General features: G+C 34.2%; 38 protein-coding genes. 29 read left to right on the top strand and 9 right to left on the bottom strand.

What is annotated here, in order from left to right; translation table 11 throughout:
- Positions 1–19: 19 nt before the first annotated feature.
- From AB3U99_RS14990 to AB3U99_RS14975, 4 genes are read left to right on the top strand one after another with little or no spacing between them, the layout of a single operon-like run.
- Positions 20–742 (top strand): hypothetical protein, encoded by a 723-nt coding sequence (locus AB3U99_RS14990; RefSeq protein ID WP_400242177.1) that lies wholly within the window; start codon positions 20–22, stop codon positions 740–742.
- A gap of 38 nt (positions 743–780) precedes the next feature.
- Positions 781–993, top strand: coding sequence for a hypothetical protein (locus AB3U99_RS14985; RefSeq protein ID WP_400242175.1), 213 nt, complete (start codon positions 781–783; stop codon positions 991–993).
- A gap of 29 nt (positions 994–1,022) precedes the next feature.
- Entirely contained in the window at positions 1,023–1,283 is a 261-nt protein-coding gene (locus AB3U99_RS14980) for a hypothetical protein (RefSeq protein ID WP_400242173.1), read from the top strand.
- Positions 1,284–1,329: 46 nt separating this feature from the next.
- A complete protein-coding gene (locus tag AB3U99_RS14975) occupies positions 1,330–1,659 on the top strand; it encodes an HIT family protein (protein WP_400242171.1) in 330 nt (109 codons plus the stop codon).
- On the opposite strand, the gene AB3U99_RS14970 is transcribed toward AB3U99_RS14975, so the two are convergent.
- Positions 1,660–2,019, bottom strand: coding sequence for a hypothetical protein (locus AB3U99_RS14970; protein ID WP_400242169.1), 360 nt, complete (start codon positions 2,017–2,019; stop codon positions 1,660–1,662). It abuts the gene before it with no gap.
- Between the two features lie 119 nt (positions 2,020–2,138).
- Between AB3U99_RS14970 and AB3U99_RS14965 the strand changes: the two genes are divergently transcribed.
- The 15 genes from AB3U99_RS14965 (at position 2,139) to AB3U99_RS14895 (ending at position 12,014) form a co-directional block, all read left to right on the top strand.
- Positions 2,139–2,753, top strand: a complete 615-nt coding sequence (locus AB3U99_RS14965; protein WP_400242167.1) for a histidine phosphatase family protein — start codon at positions 2,139–2,141, stop codon at positions 2,751–2,753.
- A gap of 110 nt (positions 2,754–2,863) precedes the next feature.
- Positions 2,864–3,331, top strand: a complete 468-nt coding sequence (locus tag AB3U99_RS14960) for an NUDIX hydrolase (protein ID WP_400242165.1) — start codon at positions 2,864–2,866, stop codon at positions 3,329–3,331.
- 17 nt (positions 3,332–3,348) lie between these two features.
- A complete protein-coding gene (locus tag AB3U99_RS14955) occupies positions 3,349–3,780 on the top strand; it encodes a GNAT family N-acetyltransferase (RefSeq protein WP_400242163.1) in 432 nt (143 codons plus the stop codon).
- Between the two features lie 20 nt (positions 3,781–3,800).
- Positions 3,801–4,562 carry a GNAT family N-acetyltransferase gene (locus AB3U99_RS14950; RefSeq protein WP_400242161.1) on the top strand — a complete coding sequence of 254 codons (762 nt, stop codon included), beginning with the start codon at positions 3,801–3,803 and terminating at the stop codon, positions 4,560–4,562.
- Between the two features lie 141 nt (positions 4,563–4,703).
- Positions 4,704–5,231: an RNA polymerase sigma factor gene (locus AB3U99_RS14945; RefSeq protein ID WP_400242159.1), complete on the top strand. Its 528-nt coding sequence runs from the start codon at positions 4,704–4,706 to the stop codon at positions 5,229–5,231.
- The gene (locus AB3U99_RS14940) at positions 5,215–5,922 is read left to right on the top strand and encodes a DUF4367 domain-containing protein (RefSeq protein WP_400242157.1); all 708 of its coding nucleotides are present in this window, start codon (positions 5,215–5,217) and stop codon (positions 5,920–5,922) included. Before AB3U99_RS14945 ends, AB3U99_RS14940 begins: the two co-directional genes overlap by 17 nt.
- Positions 5,923–6,023: 101 nt before the next feature.
- Positions 6,024–6,434, top strand: a complete 411-nt coding sequence (locus tag AB3U99_RS14935) for an NUDIX domain-containing protein (protein WP_400242155.1) — start codon at positions 6,024–6,026, stop codon at positions 6,432–6,434.
- Between the two features lie 128 nt (positions 6,435–6,562).
- On the top strand, positions 6,563–7,081 hold the full coding sequence (locus AB3U99_RS14930; RefSeq protein ID WP_400242153.1) for a GNAT family N-acetyltransferase: 519 nt from the start codon (positions 6,563–6,565) through the stop codon (positions 7,079–7,081).
- Positions 7,082–7,092: 11 nt separating this feature from the next.
- Positions 7,093–7,947, top strand: coding sequence for a DUF2785 domain-containing protein (locus AB3U99_RS14925; protein WP_400242151.1), 855 nt, complete (start codon positions 7,093–7,095; stop codon positions 7,945–7,947).
- A gap of 8 nt (positions 7,948–7,955) precedes the next feature.
- Positions 7,956–8,486, top strand: a complete 531-nt coding sequence (locus AB3U99_RS14920) for a DUF4269 domain-containing protein (protein WP_400248090.1) — start codon at positions 7,956–7,958, stop codon at positions 8,484–8,486.
- 27 nt (positions 8,487–8,513) lie between these two features.
- Positions 8,514–9,242: an alpha/beta hydrolase family protein gene (locus tag AB3U99_RS14915; protein WP_400242150.1), complete on the top strand. Its 729-nt coding sequence runs from the start codon at positions 8,514–8,516 to the stop codon at positions 9,240–9,242.
- 1 nt (position 9,243) lies between these two features.
- Positions 9,244–9,819: a histidine phosphatase family protein gene (locus AB3U99_RS14910; RefSeq protein WP_400242149.1), complete on the top strand. Its 576-nt coding sequence runs from the start codon at positions 9,244–9,246 to the stop codon at positions 9,817–9,819.
- 145 nt (positions 9,820–9,964) lie between these two features.
- A complete protein-coding gene (locus AB3U99_RS14905; RefSeq protein WP_400242147.1) occupies positions 9,965–10,381 on the top strand; it encodes a DUF402 domain-containing protein in 417 nt (138 codons plus the stop codon).
- 22 nt (positions 10,382–10,403) lie between these two features.
- The gene (locus AB3U99_RS14900; RefSeq protein WP_400242146.1) at positions 10,404–11,006 is read left to right on the top strand and encodes a hypothetical protein; all 603 of its coding nucleotides are present in this window, start codon (positions 10,404–10,406) and stop codon (positions 11,004–11,006) included.
- 30 nt (positions 11,007–11,036) lie between these two features.
- Positions 11,037–12,014 carry an HD domain-containing protein gene (locus AB3U99_RS14895; protein WP_400242144.1) on the top strand — a complete coding sequence of 326 codons (978 nt, stop codon included), beginning with the start codon at positions 11,037–11,039 and terminating at the stop codon, positions 12,012–12,014.
- A gap of 48 nt (positions 12,015–12,062) precedes the next feature.
- Here AB3U99_RS14895 and AB3U99_RS14890 read toward each other — a convergent pair whose 3' ends face one another.
- Entirely contained in the window at positions 12,063–12,437 is a 375-nt protein-coding gene (locus AB3U99_RS14890) for a ClpX C4-type zinc finger protein (protein WP_400242142.1), read from the bottom strand.
- Positions 12,438–12,699: 262 nt separating this feature from the next.
- A complete protein-coding gene (locus tag AB3U99_RS14885; protein ID WP_400242141.1) occupies positions 12,700–13,140 on the bottom strand; it encodes a GNAT family N-acetyltransferase in 441 nt (146 codons plus the stop codon).
- A 107-nt stretch (positions 13,141–13,247) separates the two neighbouring features.
- Here AB3U99_RS14885 and AB3U99_RS14880 point away from each other — a divergent pair, with 107 nt between their 5' ends.
- Entirely contained in the window at positions 13,248–14,654 is a 1,407-nt protein-coding gene (locus AB3U99_RS14880) for a PLP-dependent aminotransferase family protein (RefSeq protein ID WP_400242139.1), read from the top strand.
- Between the two features lie 92 nt (positions 14,655–14,746).
- Here AB3U99_RS14880 and AB3U99_RS14875 read toward each other — a convergent pair whose 3' ends face one another.
- The 4 genes from AB3U99_RS14875 to mciZ form a co-directional block, all read right to left on the bottom strand.
- Positions 14,747–15,304, bottom strand: coding sequence for a cysteine hydrolase family protein (locus tag AB3U99_RS14875; protein ID WP_400242137.1), 558 nt, complete (start codon positions 15,302–15,304; stop codon positions 14,747–14,749).
- A gap of 125 nt (positions 15,305–15,429) precedes the next feature.
- Positions 15,430–15,666: a DUF3977 family protein gene (locus tag AB3U99_RS14870; protein ID WP_400242135.1), complete on the bottom strand. Its 237-nt coding sequence runs from the start codon at positions 15,664–15,666 to the stop codon at positions 15,430–15,432.
- Between the two features lie 257 nt (positions 15,667–15,923).
- A complete protein-coding gene (locus tag AB3U99_RS14865) occupies positions 15,924–16,835 on the bottom strand; it encodes an aldo/keto reductase (RefSeq protein WP_400242133.1) in 912 nt (303 codons plus the stop codon).
- A gap of 71 nt (positions 16,836–16,906) precedes the next feature.
- Entirely contained in the window at positions 16,907–17,047 is a 141-nt protein-coding gene (gene mciZ / locus AB3U99_RS14860) for a Z-ring formation inhibitor MciZ (RefSeq protein WP_400242131.1), read from the bottom strand.
- Positions 17,048–17,133: 86 nt separating this feature from the next.
- Here mciZ and AB3U99_RS14855 point away from each other — a divergent pair, with 86 nt between their 5' ends.
- Together AB3U99_RS14855 and AB3U99_RS14850 are read left to right on the top strand one after the other, a co-directional pair.
- A complete protein-coding gene (locus tag AB3U99_RS14855) occupies positions 17,134–17,682 on the top strand; it encodes an NUDIX domain-containing protein (RefSeq protein ID WP_400242129.1) in 549 nt (182 codons plus the stop codon).
- A gap of 2 nt (positions 17,683–17,684) precedes the next feature.
- Positions 17,685–18,851 (top strand): endonuclease Q family protein, encoded by a 1,167-nt coding sequence (locus AB3U99_RS14850; RefSeq protein ID WP_400242127.1) that lies wholly within the window; start codon positions 17,685–17,687, stop codon positions 18,849–18,851.
- Positions 18,852–18,894: 43 nt separating this feature from the next.
- Here AB3U99_RS14850 and AB3U99_RS14845 read toward each other — a convergent pair whose 3' ends face one another.
- Positions 18,895–19,449: a GNAT family N-acetyltransferase gene (locus AB3U99_RS14845; RefSeq protein ID WP_400242125.1), complete on the bottom strand. Its 555-nt coding sequence runs from the start codon at positions 19,447–19,449 to the stop codon at positions 18,895–18,897.
- A gap of 151 nt (positions 19,450–19,600) precedes the next feature.
- On the opposite strand from AB3U99_RS14845, the gene spoIIM reads away from it, so the two are divergent.
- The gene (gene spoIIM / locus AB3U99_RS14840; protein WP_400242123.1) at positions 19,601–20,269 is read left to right on the top strand and encodes a stage II sporulation protein M; all 669 of its coding nucleotides are present in this window, start codon (positions 19,601–19,603) and stop codon (positions 20,267–20,269) included.
- 164 nt (positions 20,270–20,433) lie between these two features.
- On the top strand, positions 20,434–20,901 hold the full coding sequence (locus tag AB3U99_RS14835; RefSeq protein WP_400242121.1) for a Fur family transcriptional regulator: 468 nt from the start codon (positions 20,434–20,436) through the stop codon (positions 20,899–20,901).
- A 65-nt stretch (positions 20,902–20,966) separates the two neighbouring features.
- On the opposite strand, the gene AB3U99_RS14830 is transcribed toward AB3U99_RS14835, so the two are convergent.
- The gene (locus AB3U99_RS14830; RefSeq protein WP_400242119.1) at positions 20,967–21,161 is read right to left on the bottom strand and encodes an acetyltransferase; all 195 of its coding nucleotides are present in this window, start codon (positions 21,159–21,161) and stop codon (positions 20,967–20,969) included.
- Positions 21,162–21,436: 275 nt separating this feature from the next.
- On the opposite strand from AB3U99_RS14830, the gene AB3U99_RS14825 reads away from it, so the two are divergent.
- The 5 genes from AB3U99_RS14825 (at position 21,437) to AB3U99_RS14805 (ending at position 26,579) form a co-directional block, all read left to right on the top strand.
- Complete coding sequence (locus AB3U99_RS14825) at positions 21,437–21,670, top strand: YqzK family protein (RefSeq protein ID WP_400242118.1); 234 nt, start codon at positions 21,437–21,439, stop codon at positions 21,668–21,670.
- A 4-nt stretch (positions 21,671–21,674) separates the two neighbouring features.
- Complete coding sequence (gene xerD / locus AB3U99_RS14820) at positions 21,675–22,568, top strand: site-specific tyrosine recombinase XerD (protein WP_400242116.1); 894 nt, start codon at positions 21,675–21,677, stop codon at positions 22,566–22,568.
- A 502-nt stretch (positions 22,569–23,070) separates the two neighbouring features.
- Positions 23,071–24,255: a phosphopentomutase gene (gene deoB / locus AB3U99_RS14815; RefSeq protein WP_400242114.1), complete on the top strand. Its 1,185-nt coding sequence runs from the start codon at positions 23,071–23,073 to the stop codon at positions 24,253–24,255.
- Positions 24,256–24,266: 11 nt separating this feature from the next.
- Entirely contained in the window at positions 24,267–25,088 is an 822-nt protein-coding gene (locus tag AB3U99_RS14810; RefSeq protein WP_400242112.1) for a purine-nucleoside phosphorylase, read from the top strand.
- A 180-nt stretch (positions 25,089–25,268) separates the two neighbouring features.
- A complete protein-coding gene (locus AB3U99_RS14805; RefSeq protein ID WP_400242110.1) occupies positions 25,269–26,579 on the top strand; it encodes a pyrimidine-nucleoside phosphorylase in 1,311 nt (436 codons plus the stop codon).
- Positions 26,580–26,628: the final 49 nt, after the last annotated feature.

Raw genomic sequence — 26,628 nt, 5'->3', positions numbered from 1 at the left:
TCTAGTAAAAGGAGTTAATATGCGAGTTATTCGACAAATTGTATTGATAGTATTCATCATTAATTTATTAAACGGATGTGAATTGAGGAAGATAGAATATGCTAATAATCCGGATAGAATAACCATTAATAGTGCATCTAATTGGCAAGTTGAAATTTCATCTATCCAATTAAAGCGAGAACAATCAGAGTTAACACTTAAGGGTGCATATAATAATCAACAAATAAAATTACCATCAAAGGAGTCTGAAATAAAGAGTGTTCATTTATCCTATGATCAAAAATATTTAGTAATGGATATATGGGATGAAAACAGATTAAGTGTATATGTAGTTAATCTTCATTCAGGTGAAACACTTCATCTTCTTGAAAAAATTGGAAATAAAGATCATTATATGGGATATGATCCATCAATGGGGCTTGCATGGTCTCCTAAAGAGAATATAATCACTATGATAGGTGGCTATCCAGAAGGTGCCAGAGTGTATATGTATCATATGGAAATGGATGAAGGGAAACAGGATTATACTGCTTCACAAATATACGAAAATATATATGGAGTGAAATGGGGGAAGGATGGAAAAAAATTATATTATCTAGTAGATTCTTTAGAAAATAAAATTGGAAAAACAGTAAATAGTACAGAAATAGAAGTAGAAGATACTTTAATTGGAGGAAAAATAGAAAAATATGAGCTTGGTAACGAAGAAATGATAAATGATTGGTTAAAAGCTGAGTTATAAGGAGGAGCAATGATACCTTAATTATTGGAGGTACAGGAATGTTTCTTGAGGTGTCTAGATGGCTTGCTGAACACGAAGGTTACAGAGTATCAATGGTTGGAAGAAAAGCTGAACCAATAAATAGATTAATAGATAATCTTAATGTTAAAACGAAAATAACTCCATTATTGGTTGATTATACAAACTCCACTGCGTTTAGGGAGAAGTTAGATTGGGGCATTCAACAAAATGGACCAATTGATTTGGTTTAGCATGGGTTCATTCGATAGGAAAAAACACTTTGAATATAGGGAAGGACGATGTTTCCAAAGGCGGCCATGAATGGCGTTTGTTCCATATTACTGGAAGTAGCTCGTATTTGTCAAAAATAAAGAAGGAATTAACTATTCCTCAAAATTGCAGCTATCATCAGATTCAACTAGGTTTTATTTTGGAAAAGAACTATTCCAGATGGCTAACACATAAAGAGATTTCAGCTGGGGTAATCGAAGCAATAAAACATAATTGTAAGAGAAAAATAGTAGGCGTAATAGAACCATGAGAGAAAAGAACATAGAAAGTGTCAAAAAGGTGAAGGAGGAAGAAGGATGACAGCAGATTTCTATTGTGATGAGGTTCTTAGCGGAAAAATAAAGGGTAGAAAAGTGATGGAAACAGAAAATGTGTTAGCTTATGATCATACGAAACCCTTTTATCCCGATCACATAGTAGCAATTCCCAAAAAACATATCGCTTCTCTTATTACGTTAGAAGAAGGCGATAATCATTTACTATTGGAGCTTTTGGGAGTGATAAAACAAGTAGCAGCTAAAGTAACAAGGGAGCACGGTGTATGTAGAGTCATTACCAATATTGGGGCGTATCAAGACTCAAAACATCTTCATTGGCATATTGTTCATGGCAGACCTCTAAGGTAATTAACATAAACGTAAAAAGTGTAGATAATTTGCAATAGTCTTTGGATGCCTACTGGTCATCATTTTCAGGAACCAAATGAACCACACTAGGATAAATAAATGACCAAAAATAGCAAAAATGGTCCAAAGTTCTCCCTGTTGTAATTGGAGAATTAAATGTTCCCACTCATTCTGATTAATATCTCTTTCGATACTATTAATAATGACGAATATCGGAATAATTAAAGTTAAAATAAGGCTTAATGAGGAGAAGAGCCTTTGTTTACCTTTGAAAATACTGAATATTGTTGAAATTGTAATGACTAATAAAAATGCATGATAAACGACCCAAAACCAAGTAGGTAGACTTACCCAATACATTTCCCCATCCCTTTTAAATGGAATTTTATGGTAATATCATACCGAATATATGATAATAATACAAATTTATTGTAAAAAGTAACTTATATGATTTCTATTAGAGTTAGGAGAATCTAAAAATGCTTACCCTCTACATAACAAGACATGGAGAAACAAAATGGAATACAGAAAAAAGGATGCAAGGATGGAGTGATTCATCGTTAACGGAAAATGGAGTAAAGAATGCGATATTATTGGGCAATAGATTGAAAGAGATTGAGTTTGATGCTATTCATACGAGCCCAAGTCAAAGAACCGTCAAAACAGCGAATCTAATTAAAGGGGATAGAAAGATTCTGCTTGTTTTAGTTGATCATTTAAAAGAAATCCATATGGGGATATGGGAAGGAGAAACATTAGCTGATTTAAAAGATAATTATCCAGAACAATTCGACTTCTTTTGGAATGCTCCTCATCAGTATAAATCCATTGATGGAGAAGATTTTTTTGAAGTGAAAAACAGAATATCTAAAGCTTTGAAAAAAATCCAAGACAAGTATTCATCCGGTAATATCCTCCTTGTTACTCATTCAGTAATGATAAAAGTACTATTGGCTATTTTTAAAGACTTGCCAATCGAGAAAATTTGGGAACCTCCTTTTATCTACGATACCAGTCTCACAGTTGTAGAAATGGTTAATGATACAGCTCAGATTGTATTAGAAGGCGATTTAACGCATAGGCAGGATAAATAATTGATAGGAGTGTACAGAAAAGGGAATTCTTTGATTCACATTTTCCTTTTCTCTATGAGTGAAAATCAAGGTTTTATACCAAATACATAATAAATTGATGGAGGCATTGTATGGATTATATTCAGCATATAAGATCAATGATTGGTCAAGAGAAAATAATTATGGTGGTTGCAGGTTCGATTGTTTTTGATAACGAAAATAGAATTCTTTTACAAAAGCGTTCTGATAATGGAGAGTGGGGGATTGCTGGCGGTTTTATGGAGCTTGGAGAAACAATTCAAGATACTGCAAGAAGAGAGGTATTTGAAGAAACTGGGTTAAAACTAGGTAGCTTGGAGTTATTCGCTCTTTATTCAGGACCTCAATATGATAAGACTTTTCCTAATGGAGATCAGGTCTCTATGGTACAAGTAGTTTTTACCAGCAAGGATTTTACAGGTGAGTTAGTAGCGAAGAACGGAGAATCACTAGCTATTAAATTTTTTGAAGTTGACCATTTACCTGAACCATTATTTAAAGACCATCGAATGATTTTCGAGGATTTATTATCTAAAAAAGAGGTTCCTATCATTATATAATAGGGAGAAATAAAACAGTGGGGAAATCGATAATCGAAATAAAAGCAGGAGATAAGCACGAAAATATCATAAAGCTCCTAGCATATGCAACCTCCTTAAAGAGAGTAGACCATGCATACGATACATATCTTCAATCACCAAATCGTAAGTTATATGCTTTTGTGGAGGATGGTGTAATAGAGGGTTGTATCGGAATTAATCTTATGAATTCATATAAAGGTGAAATAAAACATATTGCTGTTTCCCCAACACAAAGGGGGAAAGGGATTGGCACAAATTTAATTATGTATGTAATGAAAAAGCATGCATTAAGTCAACTATGTGCTGAAACGGATACGGACGCTGTCAACTTCTACAAAAATAATGGATTTACTATTACCAGTTTGGGAGAAAAATATCCAGGTGTAGAACGGTTTTTTTGTTTACTGAAATTAGAAGGGAAATATTAATAATAGGAAGGGGAAAACTGTTGGATAAAATAGAGTTTAGCGAATTATCGACAGAAAATATAGAGGAAAAGGGCTGTTATTGTTTAAGAAGCAAACCGAAGTCAACAGGCTATCAAGGGAAAAAAGGTTGGTTAATAGATCAGTTTAGACAAGGATTAACATATATTCAAATGTTGGAGAATGAAAAGCTGGCAGGTTTTATTGAATATACACCAATTGAACATTCCTCAAGAGTAGTATATGGGGAAAATTACTACGTCATACATTGCCTATGGGCTAATATAACTGGTAAAGGCTATGCAACTCAACTAATTGATAAGGTTATTCAAGATGCTAAAGACCATAATAAGAATGGCGTTATTGTTGTAACAAATCCAACAACTTCTTGGACGCCAAGTAAAGAAGTTTTTATTAAAAATGATTTTGTAGAAGTAGAGCATGCTCCCTATGGATTTGAGTTACTAGTCTACAAAATGGAAGATGCACCAAATCCGTATTTTCCTAATGATTGGGAAGAAAGGCTAACTCGTTATAACAACCAATTAACCATTCTTCAAACAGCACAATGCCCTTATATAGATATAGCAATCGATAATGTAATAGAAGCAGCAACAAAATTAAATATAAAGGCAGATATCCAATATCTACAAACACGAGAAGAATTATTAAAGCTATCTCCTACTCCATATGGCGTTTATGGAGTGGTTTATAGGAATCAGTTGATATCTTATCATCGGCTTACGGTTCATTCTGCGATGAAACGAATGAGGGAATTAGTATGAATTGATTTAATCCGAGAATTACTGAAAGTGGACCTATTAGATGGTATCCACTTTTTATTTTGTGAAAATATTATAAAAAAGTAAAACTTTTAATGACTTCATCCGTCTATACATAGAACTTTTTAAAAAGGAGGGGAAAAAGTGGAGAATGAAAAAGACAAAATCATCTTAGAATGGTATGAAAAGTTCGGGGATGCTATTTTTAAATATATCTTAATTATGATTCAAGATTATCAGCAGGCAGAAGATTTAACAAACGAGACTTTTTTTAAAGCATTTCTTCATTTGGATACTTTTAAAGGACAATCAAGTGAAAAAACATGGCTTTATCGGATTGCTCATAATCTCACCGTTGATATGATTAGAAAAAAGAAGCCGTTACTACTTTTAAAAGAAGCCTTTTTACTTAAAAAAGATGATTGTCCATTGCCCGATGAAATTTTACAAATGAAGGAACAATCGCTGGATCTTTATCATGCATTAAGTTCATTAAAAAAATCCTATCGAGAGGTCATTATACTAAGGAAACTGAAGGAGTTTTCTATAGAAGAAACGGCAGAAATTTTGGGATGGTCAGAAGGCAAGGTGAAATCTACTTTATTTCGGGCAATTCGTGCATTGGAGAAAGAATTAAAAAAGGAGGGTACGTTAAATGGGAAAGTCATCTAAAGAACAGCTTGATTTTGATTTAAAAATTTTAGAAACAGATATCATTTGGGATAAGAAACGAAAAGAAGCTACACGCTTAAAGCTAGAAGAGAGGATGCATGTTCATAAGGAAAAACAAAACATATTTCAACCGTTTCCTTTCGTAGCATTTATAATAGCATCGACTATTCTCTTTTTATTAATTCGTATGGAATCTCCATTATTACATAAATTTCAGGATATAAACGCAATGGATGAAAAACCAGCTGATCTAGAAGAATTGATAATTATTACAGCGGAAGAACAAAAGAGAGTCGAAAATAAAAACACCGTATTTCTTTCAGAGGAAGCAGGAATTCCTTATTCTCTATATACACTTAAATTATCTTCATTAAAGATAACTGGTGAACCGAAAATAAGTGCGACGAAGGTAAAGGATTCCATTCTAGTAAATGCAGATTATCCATTATCAGACGGAAGCTATCTATCCATATATACGGAAAAAAAACAAAAAGGTATACAAGGTAATGGTAGAAATAGCATTGTAAAAAAAGAACAGGAAATGACCATTAATAATCATTTAGCAGTACTTATCCATGAGAAAAATGATCTAAAATTAATGATAACAACAAATAACTATCAATATACGATTACAGGTGTCAAAGATGAGCACGATTTAATAAGCATTGCAGAAATGATAGAATTTTACTGAGTTTGTGTAAGTGCACTAGAAAAATAGATGAGAATTTAGTTTTTATAGTTTTTTTAAAATTCCATTTTATGTATATAATTAAAAAGTGGGGACGAAATTTAATGAGAAATAGAGGCTCAGTAGTTATTATTGAAGATAATAAGCTATGTCTTATTAAAAGAATTAGAAATAATTCTGTCTATTATGTATTTCCTGGTGGAGGTATCGAGCGAGAAGAAACACCTATGGAAGCAGCTAAACGTGAAGCATTTGAAGAATTAGGGGTAACCGTCAAAATAAACGAATGCCTTGCAGAAATAGAATATAACGGAATCCAGTATTTTTTCTTAGCGGATATTATTAGCGGCACGATTGGTACAGGTCAAGGAGAAGAATTTACGGAAAGAACTCTAGATCGCGGAACATATTTGCCAATGTGGGTAGATATAAATGATTTATCGGCTATCGATGTAAAACCACTAGTAGTAGCTGAAAAAGTGAAAGAATTTTTTGATAGAAAAATCTCTTTCTAGAAAAAATGGCCTTTGTTATAGAAGGTCATTTTTAACTTTGTTGTGCATCTGGATTTTTCTGAAAAGTGAATTTCTTCCTAATAATTAATGTTATAATTTGTGAAGGTACTGAGGAGGGAAATTCAGCTATGTTATTTAAAAGTTTAGGAGAGAAGGTTTATATTAAACAGCCTGAGTGGAAGGAACTTGGATTTGTGGAATGGCTTTGGGCTGACAAAGATACTATGAAGGATGTTGGTGGGACAGTAAAATTTAACGAAAGTCGTAGAGTTGGGTGGTACCAACGAATGGTTCAACCGACAGATGGAACTAACTTTTACTGTTTGATTTATACCTATGAAGATCTACCAGTTGGGGAAGTAAGTTTTCATCGATTTGACAAAGAAAATCGCCTAGCGGAGTTAAATATAAAAATAGCTTATAAATATCGTAAAAAAGGTTATGCAAAAGAGGCAATTCATTTACTTCTAGGTTATTTCTTTTATGATTTTGGAGGAGAAGTGATGGCTGATCGAGTGGCAATCAAAAATACTGTCGGACAAAAACTATTAATAAATTATGGATTCAATTTTATTAATGATAGTAATCCAGATATTGTTCTCTTCCAGTTAAAGAGAGAAGAATTTATAAAACTAGGGAAGAAATAGAGGAGTGAGAAATGAATCTACTAGAAAACATAATTCCTATGAAAGAAAAAGAGTTGAAGTACTTCTTAGAAAATAGAAATTCTGAAGAGATAGAATGGGCTGAAAAAAAACATATCGTAATATCCATGCTTGTACATATTGGTTCACCAGACAGCCAGCTTAGAGATAACATGATTTATCAAACCTTTTGTCAGGTAATATTGGAAACTAAAATAGACGACCAACTATTAGGGGAAATATTAGAGCTTTGTGTAAGTGATCAATTCTTGTTTAAAGGAATTGGTGAAAAGGATACGGATTCTGTTTTCACTCGTTCTTTCACATCATTACTAATTGCACTTATTCTTTATCAAGATAATCGCAATGATTTTTTAACAGAAGCCAAGGTTAATGAAATTAAAGATAAATTGATCAGCTATGTAAACCTTGAAAAAGATGTAAGAGGATATGTGAAAGATAAAGGCTGGGCTCATAGTATGGCGCATGTAGCGGATGCTTTCGATGAACTTGTCAAAAGTGAAAAAATAAATCAAAGTACATACCCGGCAATAATGCAGGCGATTTGGCAAAAAATCTATCAAACGGAAAGTGTATATATTCATGATGAAGATGAACGAATGATTGTTCCTATTATACAAATGATAGATAACGGTTTGGGGCAGGAAGTGTTAGAAGGCTTAATAATAAATATGAAAAATGATTTACACCAGTATAGAAATCAAATAGAGGAAGAAAGTTATTGGTTTTTGGTGGCAAACTGTAAGAATTTCCTGAAAAGTTTGTTGGTAAATATGATAAGTAATCCTAAGTTATCTTCTATGCAGTCAGTCGTGAGCAAAACTTTAAATGAGATGTATGAAATATGAAATTTTCAATGTTTGATAAACTAGATTATTTACGAGAAGGAAATGCTAAGCAGCAACAAGCATATTTAGCATTAAAGAAATTAAAAATAGACGAAATTTTACATCCTTATAAACCAATTCTTTGTGGAACCATTCCAATTGGAGTGGATATAGATGGGTCTGATTTAGATATCATAATGGAAGTCTACGAATTTGAACATTTTAAACAGAGTGTAACCGAGCATTTTGGTGAAATGGAGCATTTTCGCCTGAAAAGATTAATGATTAGAGAAGTGGATGTAATGAAAGCAAATTTCAATTTTGATGGCTTCGAATTCGAATTGTTCGGTCAAACAATCCCAGTTAAACAGCAATTTGCTTATCTCCATATGATTATTGAACACGAAATTTTAAGGATAAACCCAACTATAAATGAGGAAATCCTTTCTTTAAAGAAACAGGGCTATAAAACAGAACCAGCTTTCTGTAAGGTACTAGGGCTAAAAGGTGACCCTTATCATTCGCTGATCCAATATGGGAAAGTGAAGAGATTTATTTAAGTGTGGGTGGTAAAGGAAGGTACGACAGTGGAGAGAATAGTAATCGGTGAATATAAGTTTTATCAGTCTACTAATAATATCCAAAATAAAGACAAAATTGTGATCCTATATCATGGTTGGGGTGGAACAGCGAAAGGGTACTTAGAGTTAGCTGAAGAAATTGCCCAAGAAGGGTTTGTCGTATTAATCCCTGACATCCTTTATCATGATGAAAGATTCCCTTTGGAAAATCACTTTGATTCCAACGTTACCCGAAATTACTTTTGGAATACCGTTTTCCATACTATTAATGAATATAATGAGTTTTTAAGAGTAATAGGCGTAAAGAAAAACAGTACCATATTAGTAGGCAATTCTATGGGGGGATTTATAGCAAATGGCATTTTTGCGAAAGAGCCTGAAATAAGTGGATTAGCAAATATAAATGGATCGGGTTCATTTGTGCTTACAGAAAAAATATTTCGAATACGGGATGGTAGAGATGAGATTTCTCAAGCAGAAGAAAGTCGATTAAAGAAATATGATTCAATCGACAAAATGATTAGTCTATCTCCTGTTCTTCTCATGCATGGGGATAGTGATACGATTATTCCAATCGAGGGGCAAAAAAACTATTATAAGTATATTACCAAAGAGGAAAAACGAACCAATGTGGAAATGGAAATCTTCGAAAAAGTAAATCATGAATTTACACCGAAGATGGTTCAGAAACTAATCGCTTGGTTAAAGGAAATCAAAAATAAGAAAGAGGGATGAAATGGACTTAATCTTTATACGGCATGGAGAGGGAGAACAAACGCATAATCTACCAGCTAGTCTACATAAAAGGAACCCTTCTCTCACAAAAAAGGGAATGGACCAAGCAAAAAAACTTAAAGACAGTTTACCTTTAAGCACTCAAGATATTGTGTTCATTAGTCCTTTAGTAAGAACTATGCAAACAGCTATGCTGTGGACTGATGGCATGGATTGCAGAAAAATAGTAACCCCCTATGTATCTCCAAGAATGTTTCCGCTCTTAGCGAATAAGCATACATTGCCTTGCGATGTAATGATGGAAGTGGAGAATATATTACATACATTTCCTTCCTTTGAACTAGATGACAATCCACCTGTAGCTTTATGGAATGAAGGATTTAACACAGCTACAGAAGGTGAATTTTCAAAACACGCCAAAGATTTTTTAGCAAATTGTAGACGATTAAAAAAAGAGAAAATCTATATTGTGTCACATGACGGCACAATTACTTCCTATCGCCAATTAATATCGGGTAGCCAATTAAGTAGAGATGACTTTCCGAAAGAGACAGAGTGGTTTCAGATAAATTGTTGAAATAGGATGGGTGTGTATGCAGGTAAAAAGGAAATTCGGTAACCATATAGGTTGGAAACGGATACTAGAATAGCAATATGCGCAAGCGTTTATAAAAACAGAGGAGTTTACAGGAAATCTTTCATTATTTCATTCTATTAAAGTAGTGGAGTCAGTAACAAAAAAGTATAACCAGCAAGCGGTTTGTATTCTTGATGATGGCTATATGTGGCTTCACCAGTATCCTCTTCATAAAAATCATTCCATCACTACTATGTTTAATGCAGATGGAGATATTGTCCAATGGTATATTGATATTTGTCTAGAAAATGGAATAGATAATAATGCTCCTTGGATGGATGATTTGTTTTTAGATATTATAGTACTGCCATCTAAGGAGGTATTTTTACTGGACGAAGACGAACTGGAGGAAGCACTTAGGGAAAGAGCTATTTCGAAAGAACAGTATGACTTAGCATGGAAAGAAGCTAGTGATATTTTAGAACAATTAAAGCAGGATCAATTCCGCTTATTAGCATTAGCCGAACAACAGAAAAAGGAGCTGGAGAAGAAGTTAAAATAATTAAATAAATCGCTCGAAAGGATTGATACCAATTATCATATCAACACTAGTATTAGGCTGGATAGGAATCCTCTTATTTGTCATCCTTGCCGTAACGTTTCCAAAGCTGGCTAAAAATAACGAATTTGGATTTATACATATTCTAATGGCATTTATGTATACCATGTGGTTGCCTATTCCGATTACATTATATGAGATACTACATACTACTAGCCTAAAAGTAGGAATGATTTTTGGGTTAGTATACTTATCGATGATGATTATTACAATGAGTTTACAAACGGGGCATATTGTCCATAGTGCAAAAGAAAGTCAGTCACAAGCAATAAGCAATCATTTTATGGAGATATTATCAGGACCATTTGAATTAATGGCCAATATTGTAAAGAGTATTTGGGTATTATTTCTTGCTGTAGCATTTTGGGAACAGGAATATGTCATTATGGCAACTGTGTTTGGAATATTTAGCCTTCTTTTTATTTATTTTTTTCTGCTGTTGCTGAAAGCTAGCCTAATAAAACCAAATATATTTTTAAAAAAGATACATGCGAATACATATTTTTTTAATTTGGAAATGTTTTTCCTTTTTTTAAGCCTAATGCTATTTATAACATTTGCTAATTAAAGAGGTGGAGATTCAGGAAGGGAGTATAATATGCTATTATCCGATAAACTGTACGGAGATTTCAAGATAGACAAAGTTTTAGAAGAATTAATAAAAAGCAAGCCAATTCAACGACTAAAGGGCATCCATCAAGGAGGAGCAAGTTATTTAGTTAATACAGACTGGAACGTTACTCGATATGAGCACTCGATTGGCGTTATGCTATTAATCCGAAAGCTTGGAGGTTCCATTGAAGAGCAAATTGCAGGACTGTTGCATGATATTTCCCATACAGCATTTTCCCATGTTGTTGACTTTGTTTTAGATAAACAGCATGAGAATTATCATGAAGCAATTTTTCATTCTGTTATTAAGGATTCCGAAATTCCTTCAATCTTAGAAAATTATCAGTATGATTATGAGGAATTGCTAATGGATGATACCAAATGGACTATTTTAGAACAGCCTGCACCAGAATTATGTGCAGATCGCGTTGATTATACATTACGAGATATGTATACCTATAATAAAATTCCTTTAAAGGCAGTACATGAATTTTTAGAAAATGTTGTAATGGTGGAAGGGAAAATGTGTTTACAAAACATTGATTCGGCAGAATGGTTTGTTGAAACCTACTATAAAGAGGTCATCGATTTTTTTATGCATCCATTAAATATTTATGGATATGATCAGTTAACGAAAATTTTAAAAGTAGCAATAGCCAGTAACATTATAAAATTTTCTGATTTTCTAGGGGAGGATAAGGAGCTAATTAATAAAATAATTACATCAAATAATGTTGAAATCCAAAAGCTATGGAGTAAGCTCCATTCGTCTGTGAAAGCAGTAGTGGATGAAGAGGATTTTGATATCCATCTAAAGAATAAGGTTCGACTTATTGACCCATCTATTTTCTTCCAAAATAAATTAATAAGTGCTTCAAGCCTTTCTGAAAAAATACAAGAGATGAATAAGAAAGCTTTTCAAAAAGCGAAGAAAGGAGCATATGTAAAAGTAATAGAAGCTTAAGAAGATATTAATAACTCCAAAAAAAGGGACGATTGTTTTTAATCGTCCCTATGAATGACTTTTAATCACTTTTGCACCAAATTCTAAGCATGAGCTGCAAATAGACACATTTGGACCAACTGCTAAAGAACCAACTTTCTTTTTTGAATTTCTGCAAAAGGAACAAGTTTCAGTGTATTCTATGCTTGATCCCTTGATTGAAGTGGTGGTAGTGGGGAGAGCACTATATAATTCATCGATTACTTTTAACTCTATGCTATCTACTTCTCCATTTATTCTCATTCGCTCTGTTGTATAGGCGATCGCCATTCCTTCATAAAAGCGCTGTTTTTCAGCTGAATCACTATTTTTAGCATTTTCTTCACAAGCAGAAATTAGCTTATCTAACTCCGCAATTAAACTTTGTATAGAATCTTTTGACATGAATAAACACCTCCTGTTTTCATATATATTTACCATACTCGTTTATAGAATCCTAGATATGTATATTTCTTTAAAAATGAAGGGAATTCCTTTAGAAAAATAAAATTATGGAATAGAAAATTTCACTAGATATCCATCCTATTAATCTACAAAGAATAGAAGATATTTATGAAAAAAAGAGTAGTTCTTTACGCGTATTTTAAAAAGTAATGGTAAAAGAGACGTTTCCTTTAAAACGAGGGAATGTCTCTTTTACTTTTTGTTAAATTTTTTTCAAATAAACATAGCTTACTTTATCATATTCCATTTTCTCTTCATAAAAGCGATGGGCATCGATACGCTGTAAGCCCGAAGATAAAGACACAAGAGGATAGTCATTTTCAATGGCCCACTGATGGACATAGTCCAATAATGCTTTGCCATAACCTTTGGAACGATGGTTGCTGTCTGTTATTAATTCACATACCCATATAAATCTGCCATTGTATAAAGTGATCATAGGCATAAATCCACAAAGTGCTACGATTTCTTTCTGATTATAAAGTGCAATCAAGCGATACCCTTCTTTGTGGACAGATTCTGAAACTAATTCAAGATATGCATTCATATCTAATTTCGTTCGTAATTGTTTCATTACAGGAAATGCTGTTTTCCATTCCTCTTCTGTCTTTAACATTTTAATGGTTAATTGATTGTTTATCATGTTCATTCCTCCAATCTTATCTATAATGTAATGGGATTCTGGTATAATCTAAAGTATCAGATTTGCTCTTTTTAATGGTGTCAGTTTTAATGGAGGGGGAGTGTTTTGTGCTAGAGTTAACACCGGTTTTGCATAAGGATAGTAGTACGCCGCTCTATATTCAATTAGCGGACTTTATTAAGCAAGAGATTAGGAAGAATCATATTTTACCTAATGAAAAATTACCTTCCAAAAGAAAGTTAGCGACACATTTGCAAATTAGTTTAAATACCGTCCAAGCAGCCTATGATCAACTTTGTGCAGAAGGATACGTGGAAAGTATTCCTAGAAAAGGATTATATGTGCTAACAATTGATGAAGAATTTAAGAATCAGCAACAAACAAAAGCTATTCATATCGTAAAGATAACGAATAAACAAGAAGAGGTGAAAATCGACTTTAACTCAGGGCAAGTTGATAGTAAATATTTTCCCTATAACATATGGAGGAAGATCTCCATGCAATCGATATATGAAGATCAAAATTTCTGGTTTTCGAATGGAAATCCACAAGGTGAGTTTAACTTAAGAGAACAGATTGCCAAGCATTTATATGCTACAAGAGGGGTAAATTGTCATCCTGATCAAATAATAATTGGTGCAGGAACGCAAGTGTTAATGGGATTAATTGGTTTATTACTAGGAAGGGAAAAAGTATACGGGCTTGAAAATCCGGGCTATTACCGAATTAGAGTGGTGTTACAAGATATGGGGATAGAAACACTACCTATTCCAGTTGATGAAAATGGCATGGATGTTTCTCAGCTGAGTAAGAGTAAAGCAAATGTCGCATATGTAACCCCATCTCATCAATTTCCATACGGGATGATTATGCCAATTGCACGAAGATTGGAATTGATTAACTGGGCAGAAGAAAATAATGGTTTTATAATAGAAGATGATTATGACGGCGAATATCGCTATAAAGGAAAACCAATTCCTGCACTTCAAGGGTTAGCAAAAAATAGTCAAATTATATATTTGGGCACCTTCTCGAAATCATTAATTCCCTCCCTTCGAATAAGCTATGCGGTTCTCCCAACGCAATTATACAATACATATGTGAAACAGTTCACTGTCTATAAGCAGACCGTATCACGGATGCATCAAGATACATTGTACCACTTTATAAAAGGAGGACATTGGAACAGTCACTTAAATAAAATGAGAACACTGTACCGGAAAAAACGGCAAGTACTACTCCAAGCCATCCACCGACATTTAGACAGTAATGTAGAAGTGATTGGAGAAAATGATGGACTTCACATTGTTTTAGAAGTGAAACTTGATTTAAGTGAAAAGCGATTAGTCGAAAAGGCAATGGAATTTGGAGTAAAAGTATACCCTGTTTCTACTTACTATTTTCAAAATGAATATTCTGGGAATCCAAAAGTGATTCTTGGATATGGTGGATTGACGGAAACAGAGATAGAAACAGGGGTGGAACTGTTAAAAGAAGCTTGGGAGTTAGAGTGAAATTAATAATAAAGAAAAGTCACAATGACAAATGCCGCTGCTCGAATCGCTTTTGTCATTGTGACTTTTTCCGCTTGCTCTTTACATAAAACTTATCGGTAACTATCATGCATGGGTGAAAATAAATCTTCCTCTGCTTCGCGCACTATCGAAAAATGATCGACATTATAGTGACCGTGTAATATTTTATTGTGATGTTGAATAATTTTTTCAGCAGAAAGAACGGTTGAATCGGTTGTTGAATGCCCATCTCCAACTAGTGTTACATCCATATTATTTACAGTTGCTGTCCGTACCGCTGTATCAATACAATAGGGTGTTTCGCAACCCATAATGACAAGATGTCGAATGTCTTTTGACTGTAAATACTCTAATAATCCTGTTCCATAGAATGCATTTGTAGCATATTTATCAAAGATTTTTGTTTCAACAGGAATTTTCAAATCGGAATGAATTTGAAATCCTGGTCCTTCTCCTCCTGCAACATCTTTATCTCTTACAAACATAACTTCAACATTTAATTGGATAGCCTTCTCGATAACGAGATTAATAGTATCTAATAAACCTGTTTTATTATAAATCTCGTTTGTTTCCGCATTCCCATCTACCAGTTCTTGCTGAACATCAATAATTAATAAAGCTTGATACATTGAAAGACTCCTTTATAAAAGTAATGTAGGTAATTTAATTACTAGATAAGTATTCGTTATGATTAATTGATTTTCCTCTTTTTAGAAGGCTAGAGATGGAAGAGTAAAGGAGTAATAGTTGAATACTATAAGCTTTTTATACCTAGTATGAATTTATAAGCATTTCGATCTTTTTTTCGTTTTTTAACCCCTTCTTTTGAGTCGATAATAATTACCGTTTTCCTAATCCAGACTCTAGTATAAAGAGAGTGAAATTTAATAGGTCTCTTTATTCCTTTTTCTTCAAACTCTGTCCCATCTTGTAATTCTGTTTCTGTACGAATAAGCCATTTGTTGCCAATACCAAATTCTATGTATTTCAAAGAGCTTCCTCGTTTCTAATAAAGGATTTATTTGGAAATGAATAGTGTTTATCTAAAAGAATAGGTGAAAATCGTCGCTTATAAGTTAGGTGAAAACCACATTTCAAGCAGAAGCAAGCAAGTGCAGTGTTCACAAAAAACAAAAACCACTAAAAAAAACGAAAGAAAAAGTGGCTTTCATTAACAAAACGAAAACCACTTTTACAAGAAAATAGAACCAATCCAGCACCAGAGCTTATTTATAAAAATACATTCTATTAACGATGTGCCTCATAAACGGATGCCTTGGAAATTTCCTTTATAAATGTTAATTCCTCTGCTGTTAAAGGCGCACTATTCACGGCATTTGCATTTGCTCGAAGCTGTTCCACAGAGCTTGCACCTGCAATAATACTAGCTACAGGGGTTTGAGCTAAGTTATATTGAATAGCAGCTTCCGTTAATGTGCGTTTATCTGCAAATTTCTGTTCTAGCGTTTGCAATACTTCTTTCAGTTCTTCACCAGAATAATCTAAATAGCCTTTTTCTGTTACCTTATCACGGTACTTAGGGCTTAAAAGGCCTTTCGCAACAGGTCCTCGGGTAACCACACTAATATTGTTTTCAGCGAGCAATGGTAGTGCAACTTCTTCTGGACGTCTGTCTAAAATACTATATTGCATCATGACAGAAACGATAGAGGAACGCTTCACATATTCGCGAATGACATTGGGGCGAATCGACGAAATGCCGTAATAAAGAATCACGCCTTCTTCCTTTAATTCTTCAAATGCCTCAATCGTTTCCTCAATCGGATCTTCCATCATGCCGCCGTGTAACTGATATAAATCAATATAATCTGTGCCTAGTCGTTTTAGGCTAGTTTTAACTTGTTCTTTAATATAGGATTTACTGGCATCCCAAGACCAGCCATCTTTTTTATCTTCCCACTTATTTCCAACCTTTGTTGCAATAATGACATCTTCTCGGTTGTTTTTGAAAAAACGTCCTAGTAATTGCTCATTTTTCCCTTGGTCATATAAATCAGCTGTATCAAAATAATTTATACCTTCTTCTAATGCTGCTTCTAAAATCGGAAAAGCAGTCTTTTCTTCGGTTCCAAGACTCATGCATCCAAGACCTAGTTTAGATACATATAAGTCAGAACTACCTAATTGCGACTTTTGCAAAATCGAACACCTCTTTATCTAAGATATCTCTTATTGTACGAAAAATGGTATTTATTCACAAAGATATTGGCTTATTTTTTTGGCGGATTCGAATTTGCATTTACCCAATCTCTTACATAGGTATATTCTTTTTGGTACTTCTTAAGCATATAGCGGATTTCCCAAGCTTTTCCTGTTAATATGACCCCTTTTTCTTGGATGTATATCTTCAAGCCCCACAATCCTTTCCTAAAAACCGAAATGAAGTATAATAATCTATATGTTAGAATCTTTGCTTAATAGAACAGGAGTGTGTCAAATGAGTAATTTAGAAGAAAAAACATTAAAAACAGAGCATATTTTTAGCGGGAGAATCATTCAAGTTCAAGTCGATGAGGTAGAGCTGCCGAATGGGAAAACCTCTACTCGAGAATTAGTAAAGCATCCAGGTGCAGTAGCGGTGATTGCAATAACGGACGATAACAAACTAGTAATGGTAGAACAATATCGAAAGCCTCTTGAAAAAGTAATTGTAGAAATCCCTGCCGGAAAATTAGAAAAGGGTGAAGATCCAGCTCTTTGTGCAAGAAGAGAATTAGAAGAAGAAACGGGATATGATTGTAAATCTCTAGAATTGGTCAGTTCATTCTATACTTCACCAGGATTTGCAGATGAAATCATCCATGTATATGTAGCGAAAGGATTAACGAAAAAAGAAGATGCTGCAGGACTTGATGAAGATGAGTTTGTGAATGTATTAGAAATTACACTAGATGAGGCTTTGGAATTTATTAAGAAGCAACGCATTTTTGATGCGAAAACAATTTTTGGGGTACAATATTTACAAATTGCTAACCTAAAGGAGTAAAAATGAAGTCTTTTTACACGGATTTACATATCCATATTGGGAGAACCAAAAGTGGAAAGCCGGTGAAAATCACAGCGTCAAGAAATCTTACCTTAACTGCTATCATCGAATATGCTAGCAAGCAAAAAGGGCTTGATATGATTGGAATCATAGATTGTCATTCCCCTGAAGTTATAATGGAAATGGAAGAGTTAATAGAGCAGGGGAAGATGATAGAATTGCCTAGCGGTGGGGTGAGAATGGAAGGGATAACGATTATTCTCGGCTCAGAGCTCGAAATATATGATTCTTTCTGTAAGGGTCCGATCCATGTATTATCCTATCTGCCAACCTTAACTAAAATGAAGGAATTTTCCAATTGGATCTCTAATCATATGAAAAATGTGACTTTAAGCTCTCAGCGGCTTTATATAACCGGAAAAGAATTGCAGCATAAAGTAAAGGAATTACATGGACTTTTCATACCAGCACATATTTTTACACCTTTTAAAAGTTTATATGGTAGCGGTGTTAATCGTTCCTATAAGGAAGTTTTTGATGAAAAGATGATTGATGGTATGGAACTGGGATTGAGCTCTGATACGAAAATGGCTGATCAAATTTCAGAATTGCATGCCTTTCCTTTTATAACAAATTCAGATGCCCATTCTTTGGAAAAAATGGCTCGAGAATATCAAGTAATGGCGATGGAGGAAGCCTCTTTTGCGGAATTTGCAAAAGTTCTTCATCAGGTAGAAGGAAGAAGAATCATTGCTAATTATGGGTTAGACCCAAAATTAGGGAAATATCATGAAACGGTTTGTATGAAATGCTATGCTCCCTTTTCAGAAACGAATGGAATATGCAGGGAATGTGGAAGTCATAAATGGGTAAAAGGGGTAGCAGCAAGGATTACAGATTTAAAGGATGCAGCTATTAGACCTACTAGACCACCCTATGTTCACCAAATACCGTTAGAATACATTCCTGGCTTAGGGAAAAAAACATTGCAAAAATTACTTGATTACTTTTCAACGGAAATGCAAATAATCCATGAAGCCCCCTACGATAAGTTAGTGGAAATCATTCCAAAGAAAGTGGCGGATTATGTAGTTGCAGCGAGAACAGGAATGTTAAATTTGCAAGTTGGCGGTGGCGGTAAATACGGAAAGGTCAGGGTAGATAAGTAATAGTACAAAAAATCCCACATTAACATTTGTGGGATTTTTAACATTATGTCAAAGAATAAAGGCAGATATCTCTTAATTCTTCGGTATCAGCACTAAGTGTTTCATTTTTCAAGAGACCATCTAATGAAAAGCCGAGTTTTTCTGGAATAGCACGACTTTTCATGTTTGTGGAATCGACACGTATCTCTATACGGTTAGCATGAAGCTCTTTTGCAAGCTTTATTAAAGCTCTGGTGCTTTCCGTAATATAGCCATTTCCAGTATGGGCAGAATCGCACCAATACCCAATTTCAAACACGCGGACTTTCCAATCGATGGAATGTAGACCGGTTGAACCTATAAACTCTTTCGTATCTTTTAAATAAATATGTAATCGTAAATCTTCTCTTAAAATATATTTAGCATATGACTCTCGTACACCTGCTTCCACCTCTTCTAGTGTTTGCTCTTTATTTGCAAATACCATCCAAGGCTTAAAGGCATCCTTTGACCGCTGAATGCTTTCATATACGTCCTTGCCATCTCCAGGCATACATGGACGCAATACTAATCTCTCTGTTTCGATTGTTTCTGGTAAATCTATTAAAATCGGTTTCAATTCTCTCACCTCAAATTTAATCTACCATATCTTTTTGTATAATGCATAATTATTGGATGATTTTCTCTTTTTAATTAATAATAGATTTCTAGTCATATGCCTATCTTTCGTGCATAAACATAAATTAACAGACTTGGCGGGAGGAAAGGCAATGAAAAAGAAAAAATATCAGAATATCCTAGCGACTCATATACGTGATCATTCCTCAATTTATTTATTTATCATTGTATTATTTTTAATGGGGGTCATTTTTGGAGCGATAGTAGTAAATAGTTTGTCTCTCTCCCAAAAGGAAGATCTCTACTACTATTTAACACAATTTTTCGGACAGGTATCGAATGGACAAGTAGCGGAAAGCAAAGATTTATTTTTTCAAAGCTTCTCGCATAATAGTAAATATATCGGCTTTATTTGGCTGCTAGGAATCTCTATCATAGGATTGCCCATTATTTTAATTTTGCTATTTATTAAAGGAATGGTAGTTGGCTTTACAGTTGGATTCTTAGTTAACCAAATGGGCTGGCATGGCTTTTTACTATCATTTGTGTCGGTTTTGCCACAAAATCTAATTGTTATTCCAATTTTTATAATATCTGCTACACTATCAGTAGCATTCTCTTTTAAAATGATTCGCCAGCAATTTATGAAGAAAAAGGGGGAACCAATGCTGCCACTGTTTGCTAGATATACTTTTCTGCTAATGATAGCCTTTGTCATAATCGGGATTGCGGCAGCAGTTGAGGCATATATTTCGCCAATATTAATGAAAGCAGTCATTAATATGGTACAATCTATTATTATCATGTTGCCATTTATATAAAGAGAGAATCTTTCATTTTTCCTTTCGAATGGTTAAAAAAATCCAGTAATACTCATTATAATATAAGAATTATTATTAATTGTTATTTATAATAATTTTTATTAGGATTCTATTCCTACTTCTGTTATAATGAGATGGACAGTAGCTAGGGAGGGACTTTCGGAATGGAAAGTAGAATAGATAGAATAAAAAAGCTGTTGCATTCTTCGAGCTATAAATTAACTCCCCAAAGGGAAGCGACAGTTAGAGTATTATTAGAAAATGAAGAAGACCATCTTAGTGCAGAAGATGTATACTTACTCGTTAAAGAGAAATCTCCTGAAATTGGATTGGCAACCGTATATCGTACACTAGAACTACTAACGGAATTGAAAATTGTTGATAAAATAAATTTTGGTGACGGCGTTTCTAGATATGACTTGAGACAAGAAGGCGCAGCTCACTTTCATCACCATTTAGTATGTATTGAATGTGGAGCAGTAGATGAAATTCAAGAAGATTTACTAGGAGATGTAGAGAAATTAGTAGAGCGTGACTGGAATTTTAAAATTAAAGATCACCGTCTAACATTTCATGGTATTTGCCATCGTTGCACGGAAAAAAGTGAGGATGTTTCATCATCCGCAGAATAAACCTTTTCAAATGAGAAGGTTTTTTATTTTGTTTTAAATACCAAGTAAAAAAAGGATAGCGGTTATTATCCTAAATTTTCAGGCTTATCCACATAAAAGGACATGATGTAGCCGCAGTTCCCACAATATTCTGCTGATATTGGTGAAGATTTCTTACCAAGTTTTTTTTCAGGATACATATGAACTTGTCCAACAGTGGCTGCCATTACACCTTTTTTTATTTCCTCACTAGTGCATTTCGGACATATAGCATTTTTCATAAGTAAGCCCCTCCATATTTGTGTTATTTCTGAGCAAAATTTATATATATTAATTATAGCACAGCATATTTATTCCTAAAAATAAGATTATTCATGAAAACAGCCTTATTGTTTAATCACGTTGAACTCCAGTTGAAAACATCAAGAAATTATTTCGGCGATTAACACTTTAAATTATATTTCTATCCATTATAATAAGAATAATAGGTTCATTAGGTATATTAATTGTCCAACCTGGCATAGCTTGTATTAGAGAAGCTATGGAGGGATTTCGGATGAGAAGATGGACAAAAGCAATGATGAATACATTAAAAGTGTTTCTCTTGTTCACAGGATGTACAATACTTTTTTATTATGCAATCGTTTGGTTTAATCAAGAATATCAACAGCTTCATCGTTATGACGAGCCATCTGGTTCTGCCATTAAGGTGAATGCAGATAATAGTCTAGAAACAGAAAAATATTCATGGAGGGATCGAATATTCCTGTTTTATTTAAATGGGGAGTAATTCTATGGAAGATCAATTAAAGGATTTTATGCATTATTTATTAGTAGAAAAGGGTTTGGCGAGTAATACGCTTGTATCGTATGAGAGAGATTTAAAAAGTTATATGAAGTATATGAAAAATGTGGAGAAATGTGATTTAAAAGAAGTACAGCGTTCTCATATTATTCGTTTTTTAGGATTTTTAAAGGATCAAGGAAAATCATCTAAAACAATTGCTCGCCATATTGCATCCATTCGCGCGTTTCATCAATTCCTATTTCGCGACCGAGTGCTTGATGAAGATCCGACCGTACATATTGAAACACCACAGGCAGAAAGAACATTACCAAAAGTTTTGTCAATGGAGGAAGTAGAAGCACTGCTCGATTTCCAACATAAAAAGGATCATTATGGACTTAGGGATAAGGCAATGCTAGAACTTCTCTATGCAACAGGAATTCGTGTGAGTGAATTAATTAATTTAAATATTGATGATGTTCATCTCACAATGGGGTTTATCCGTTGTATCGGAAAAGGGAACAAAGAAAGAATTATACCAATTGGCGGAGCGGCAACAAGAGCATTAGAGACATATCTAAATGAAGCAAGACCTGCGTTTTCACAGCATAAAAAGGCGACGGAAAATTCCTTGTTTTTAAACCATCATGGTAATAGATTAACGAGACAAGGATTTTGGAAAATCCTAAAACGCTTAGGCAAGGAAGCACATATCGAAAAAGAAATAACGCCACACACATTAAGACATTCCTTTGCCACACACTTATTGGAAAATGGTGCAGATTTAAGGGCCGTTCAGGAAATGCTTGGTCATGCTGATATTTCGACAACTCAAATTTATACACATGTAACAAAAACTAGATTGAAGGATGTATATAGTCAATTTCATCCAAGAGCATAGAGCACTGTTAGCATTAAATACAGTGTTCTTTTTATTTTTGGCTCTGTTATAACTGAATGTTGATTTTATTGTGTTTGAAAAATAAAACGAAATACTTCCGTTTAAATTGAGAAATAAACACATTTCCTTAAAAGTAAAGGAGGTTTTTCCGTTTATCGTATCCTAATCTTTGGATTTTGTCTTATTTTTAACAGTTAATCGGAATATCTCCGTTTATATCCGCTTCTTAAGCTAACTTTATGTACAATAGCCGGAAATTTTCGGCTATTGAGTTCTCATACTACTAGAAAATCAACAATGAATAATTACAGAGCCTAATTTTTTTAAAAAAAGTATAATAAGGAGGAGAGTAGGAAAACGATTTAATAATCCCTAAAATTAATGAAAACATTGCTGAAAAAGATGTCAGACTTCTGACGATTATGCTATAATTTTTATGGTTAATAAAGATACATACAGTAGGGCAAAATAGGATGATTGAAATGGTAAAAGGAGGATGAAAATGTCTACATATAAATATAATCGCGTTTTCCTCGTTGTAATGGATTCAGTTGGAATTGGCGAAGCGCCTGATGCAGAAAAATTCAATGACTTAGGTGCACATACATTAGGTCATATTGCTGAAAAAATGAACGGACTACATATGCCGAACATGGCAAAACTAGGTCTGAGTAATATTGAAAAAATAGCTGGTGTAGAGCCAGCTGAAAAACCGCTTGCATATTATACAAAAATGCAGGAAGCATCGAATGGAAAAGATACAATGACAGGTCATTGGGAAATAATGGGTCTTAATATTGAAACACCATTCCGTGTATTTCCAGACGGATTTCCAGACGAGTTACTAAATGAAATCGAAGCAAAATCAGGACGAAAAATAATCGGCAATAAACCAGCAAGTGGAACAGAAATTTTGGATGAATTAGGCGAAGAGCATATGAAAACAGGTGCTTTAATCGTTTATACCTCAGCAGATTCTGTGCTTCAAATTGCTGCTCATGAAGAGGTTGTGCCATTAGATGAGTTATATCGCATTTGTGAATTAGCAAGAGAATTGACACTGGACGAGAAATATATGGTTGGACGTATTATTGCTAGACCATTTGTTGGAGAGCCAGGAAACTTTAAACGGACTGCTAATCGTCATGATTATGCATTAAAACCATTCGATCGTACAGTAATGAATGAATTAAAAGATAATAGTATCGAAAGTATTGCAATTGGGAAAATCTCTGATATTTATGATGGAGAAGGGGTTACAAAGTCCTTACGAACCGTTTCAAATATGGATGGAATGGACAAACTTGTAGACACCTTAAAAATGGATTTTACTGGTCTAAGCTTCTTGAACTTAGTAGATTTTGATGCTTTATTTGGACATAGAAGAGATCCAATCGGTTATGGAAAAGCTTTAGAAGAATATGATGCTAGACTTCCGGAAGTATTTGAATTACTGAAGGATGATGATTTATTAATTATTACGGCAGACCATGGAAATGATCCGATTCATCATGGAACTGATCATACAAGAGAATATGTGCCATTGTTAGTTTATTGTAAAGCACTGAAGGAACCGAAGGAATTATCACTTCGCCAAACATTTGCTGATATTGGCGCTACGGTTGCAGAAAACTTTGACGTTAAATTGCCTAAACATGGAACAAGTTTCTTAAATGACTTAATATAAGGGGAATAAAAATGAATTTTACAATGATTAAACAGTCAGCTGATTTCTTAAAACAAAAATATGCAAATACGCCTAAAATTGGCCTGATTCTTGGCTCTGGTTTAGGTGTTCTGGCAGAGGAAATTGAAAATCCAGTGAAAATTCCATATGAAGATATACCGGAATTTCCTGTATCTACAGTGGAAGGACATGCTGGTCAGCTTGTATTTGGAACAATTAATGGGATGGAAGTAGTGGCTATGCAGGGGCGTTTCCATTTCTATGAAGGCTATTCCTTTGATAAAGTAACTTTTCCAGTTCGAGTAATGAAAGAACTAGGTGTGGAAAAATTAATTGTAACAAACGCAGCTGGTGGAGTGAATGAAAACTTTGCACCAGGTGACTTAATGCTAATCTCTGATCATATTAATAATATGGGAACAAACCCATTGATCGGTCCAAATGACAGCAAGTTAGGTGTACGATTCCCTGATATGTCAGAAGCATACTGTAAAAATCTTCGTGAAACAGCACGCAATGTCGCAAGTAAAATTAGTCTTAATGTGCAAGAAGGAGTCTATGTTGGAAATACGGGACCATCTTATGAGACACCAGCAGAAGTAAGAATGCTTCGTATATTAGGTGGAGATGCAGTCGGTATGTCAACTGTACCAGAAGTAATTGTAGCTCGTCATGCAGGTCTGAAAGTGTTAGGTATTTCCTGTATTTCGAATATGGCAGCTGGTATTCTGGATCAACCTCTTAATCACGAAGAAGTAATTGAAACAACGGAAAAAGTTAAAGTAAACTTTCTTCAATATGTAAAGGAATTGATTAAAGAAATCGGTGCATAATTAACTAGTTTAAAATAGAGAGTTACCATCTAAACATACCGTTTTAAGTGGTAGCTCTTTAGCGTTATAAATTTTTACACCGTTTACATAATTCAAATCCTAGAGTAATACAGTAACGCGACTTTAATTTTTGCAATTTAAAGAGAAAAGATTTCAATACATTATGAAGGAGATTCAATTATGGCATTAAGAATGGTCGACTTAATCGAGAAGAAAAGAGACGGTTTAGAGTTAACAAAAGAAGAAATAGCATTTATCATCAAAGGGTATACAGAGGGCAATATACCAGATTATCAAATGAGTGCTTTTGCTATGGCAGTATTTTTTCAAGATATGACAGAAGCGGAACGTGCAGAGCTGACGATGGCGATGGTACATTCAGGAGATGTCATTGATCTATCCGCCATTGAAGGAATTAAAGTAGATAAACACTCTACTGGAGGAGTTGGCGATACAACAACATTAGTATTAGGACCACTTGTAGCTGCTGTAGGTGTTCCAGTGGCGAAAATGAGTGGAAGAGGACTAGGACATACTGGTGGAACAATCGATAAATTAGAATCCGTAAAAGGATTTCACGTCGAAATAGAAAAAGAAGCGTTTATTGACTTAGTAAATAAAAATAAATTAGCGGTAATCGGACAAAGTGGTAACCTCACTCCTGCGGATAAAAAGTTATATGCTTTAAGAGATGTAACAGCTACTGTTAATAGTATTCCTTTAATTGCTAGCAGTATCATGAGTAAGAAAATAGCAGCAGGTGCAGATGCCATTTGCTTAGATGTTAAAACAGGTGCTGGAGCATTTATGAAAACATTAGATGCTTCAAGAGAGCTTGCAGAAGCAATGGTTAAAATAGGGAATAATGTTGGCAGAAAAACAATGGCTGTGATTTCTGATATGAGCCAGCCTTTAGGATATGCAATTGGCAATGCTTTAGAAGTAAAAGAAGCAATTGATACATTAAATGGTAATGGGCCAGAAGATTTGACAGAATTATGTTTAACTTTAGGTAGCCATATGGTGTACTTAGCTGGTAAAGCAGAGTCTACAGATAAAGCGAGAGAAATGCTGCAAGAGGCAATTGATAATGGCAAAGCGCTTGAAACATTTAAACTTTTCTTAAGTTCCCAAGGTGGCGATGCAACAGTTGTTGATCATACAGATTTATTACCAAAGGCTAAATATATAATCGAGCTTCCAGCAAAAGAAACTGGCTATGTCGCAGAAATAACTGCTGACAGCATTGGTACTGCTGCTATGCTATTAGGTGCTGGTCGAGTAACGAAAGAATCAGCAATTGACCTTGCAGTAGGATTAGTTTTACGCAAGAAAATCGGCGATAAAGTCGAGGCAGGCGAATCTCTTGTTACGATCTATAGTAATACAAATGATATCGACGATGTAACAAAAAAATTGTATGAAAACATTAAGCTTTCATCAAGTGTAGTAAAGGCTCCTACTTTAATTTATGAAGTAATTACAGAATAATTATTAGACAAGAAAAAGACCCACAAATTGTATGAGGCTATTTTAAGTT

Origin of the sequence: Niallia tiangongensis (assembly GCF_044704065.1) — a bacterium.
Taxonomy (GTDB): Bacteria; Bacillota; Bacilli; order Bacillales; family Cytobacillaceae; genus Niallia; species Niallia tiangongensis.
Note: the sequence above shows the minus strand (reverse complement) of the source record. Positions and strands in the feature narration are given on the sequence as shown.

Bases quoted from the DNA above. Each gene is read 5' to 3' on its own strand.
- AB3U99_RS14890 (WP_400242142.1), bottom strand. From the start codon at position 12,437: ATGTCAAAAGATTCTATACAAAGTTTAATTGCGGAGTTAGATAAGCTA.
- AB3U99_RS14885 (WP_400242141.1), bottom strand. From the start codon at position 13,140: ATGATAAACAATCAATTAACCATTAAAATGTTAAAGACAGAAGAGGAA.
- AB3U99_RS14970 (WP_400242169.1), bottom strand. From the start codon at position 2,019: ATGTATTGGGTAAGTCTACCTACTTGGTTTTGGGTCGTTTATCATGCA.
- AB3U99_RS14990 (WP_400242177.1), top strand. From the start codon at position 20: ATGCGAGTTATTCGACAAATTGTATTGATAGTATTCATCATTAATTTA.
- AB3U99_RS14925 (WP_400242151.1), top strand. From the start codon at position 7,093: ATGAATCTACTAGAAAACATAATTCCTATGAAAGAAAAAGAGTTGAAG.
- AB3U99_RS14895 (WP_400242144.1), top strand. From the start codon at position 11,037: ATGCTATTATCCGATAAACTGTACGGAGATTTCAAGATAGACAAAGTT.
- AB3U99_RS14960 (WP_400242165.1), top strand. From the start codon at position 2,864: ATGGATTATATTCAGCATATAAGATCAATGATTGGTCAAGAGAAAATA.
- AB3U99_RS14855 (WP_400242129.1), top strand. From the start codon at position 17,134: ATGAGTAATTTAGAAGAAAAAACATTAAAAACAGAGCATATTTTTAGC.
- AB3U99_RS14875 (WP_400242137.1), bottom strand. From the start codon at position 15,304: ATGTATCAAGCTTTATTAATTATTGATGTTCAGCAAGAACTGGTAGAT.
- AB3U99_RS14850 (WP_400242127.1), top strand. From the start codon at position 17,685: ATGAAGTCTTTTTACACGGATTTACATATCCATATTGGGAGAACCAAA.
- AB3U99_RS14940 (WP_400242157.1), top strand. From the start codon at position 5,215: ATGGGAAAGTCATCTAAAGAACAGCTTGATTTTGATTTAAAAATTTTA.
- spoIIM (WP_400242123.1), top strand. From the start codon at position 19,601: ATGAAAAAGAAAAAATATCAGAATATCCTAGCGACTCATATACGTGAT.
- deoB (WP_400242114.1), top strand. From the start codon at position 23,071: ATGTCTACATATAAATATAATCGCGTTTTCCTCGTTGTAATGGATTCA.
- AB3U99_RS14935 (WP_400242155.1), top strand. From the start codon at position 6,024: ATGAGAAATAGAGGCTCAGTAGTTATTATTGAAGATAATAAGCTATGT.
- AB3U99_RS14985 (WP_400242175.1), top strand. From the start codon at position 781: ATGTTTCTTGAGGTGTCTAGATGGCTTGCTGAACACGAAGGTTACAGA.
- AB3U99_RS14805 (WP_400242110.1), top strand. From the start codon at position 25,269: ATGGCATTAAGAATGGTCGACTTAATCGAGAAGAAAAGAGACGGTTTA.
- xerD (WP_400242116.1), top strand. From the start codon at position 21,675: ATGGAAGATCAATTAAAGGATTTTATGCATTATTTATTAGTAGAAAAG.
- AB3U99_RS14920 (WP_400248090.1), top strand. From the start codon at position 7,956: ATGTTTGATAAACTAGATTATTTACGAGAAGGAAATGCTAAGCAGCAA.
- AB3U99_RS14810 (WP_400242112.1), top strand. From the start codon at position 24,267: ATGAATTTTACAATGATTAAACAGTCAGCTGATTTCTTAAAACAAAAA.
- AB3U99_RS14930 (WP_400242153.1), top strand. From the start codon at position 6,563: ATGTTATTTAAAAGTTTAGGAGAGAAGGTTTATATTAAACAGCCTGAG.
- AB3U99_RS14975 (WP_400242171.1), top strand. From the start codon at position 1,330: ATGACAGCAGATTTCTATTGTGATGAGGTTCTTAGCGGAAAAATAAAG.
- AB3U99_RS14835 (WP_400242121.1), top strand. From the start codon at position 20,434: ATGGAAAGTAGAATAGATAGAATAAAAAAGCTGTTGCATTCTTCGAGC.
- AB3U99_RS14965 (WP_400242167.1), top strand. From the start codon at position 2,139: ATGCTTACCCTCTACATAACAAGACATGGAGAAACAAAATGGAATACA.
- AB3U99_RS14910 (WP_400242149.1), top strand. From the start codon at position 9,244: ATGGACTTAATCTTTATACGGCATGGAGAGGGAGAACAAACGCATAAT.
- AB3U99_RS14825 (WP_400242118.1), top strand. From the start codon at position 21,437: ATGAGAAGATGGACAAAAGCAATGATGAATACATTAAAAGTGTTTCTC.
- AB3U99_RS14830 (WP_400242119.1), bottom strand. From the start codon at position 21,161: ATGAAAAATGCTATATGTCCGAAATGCACTAGTGAGGAAATAAAAAAA.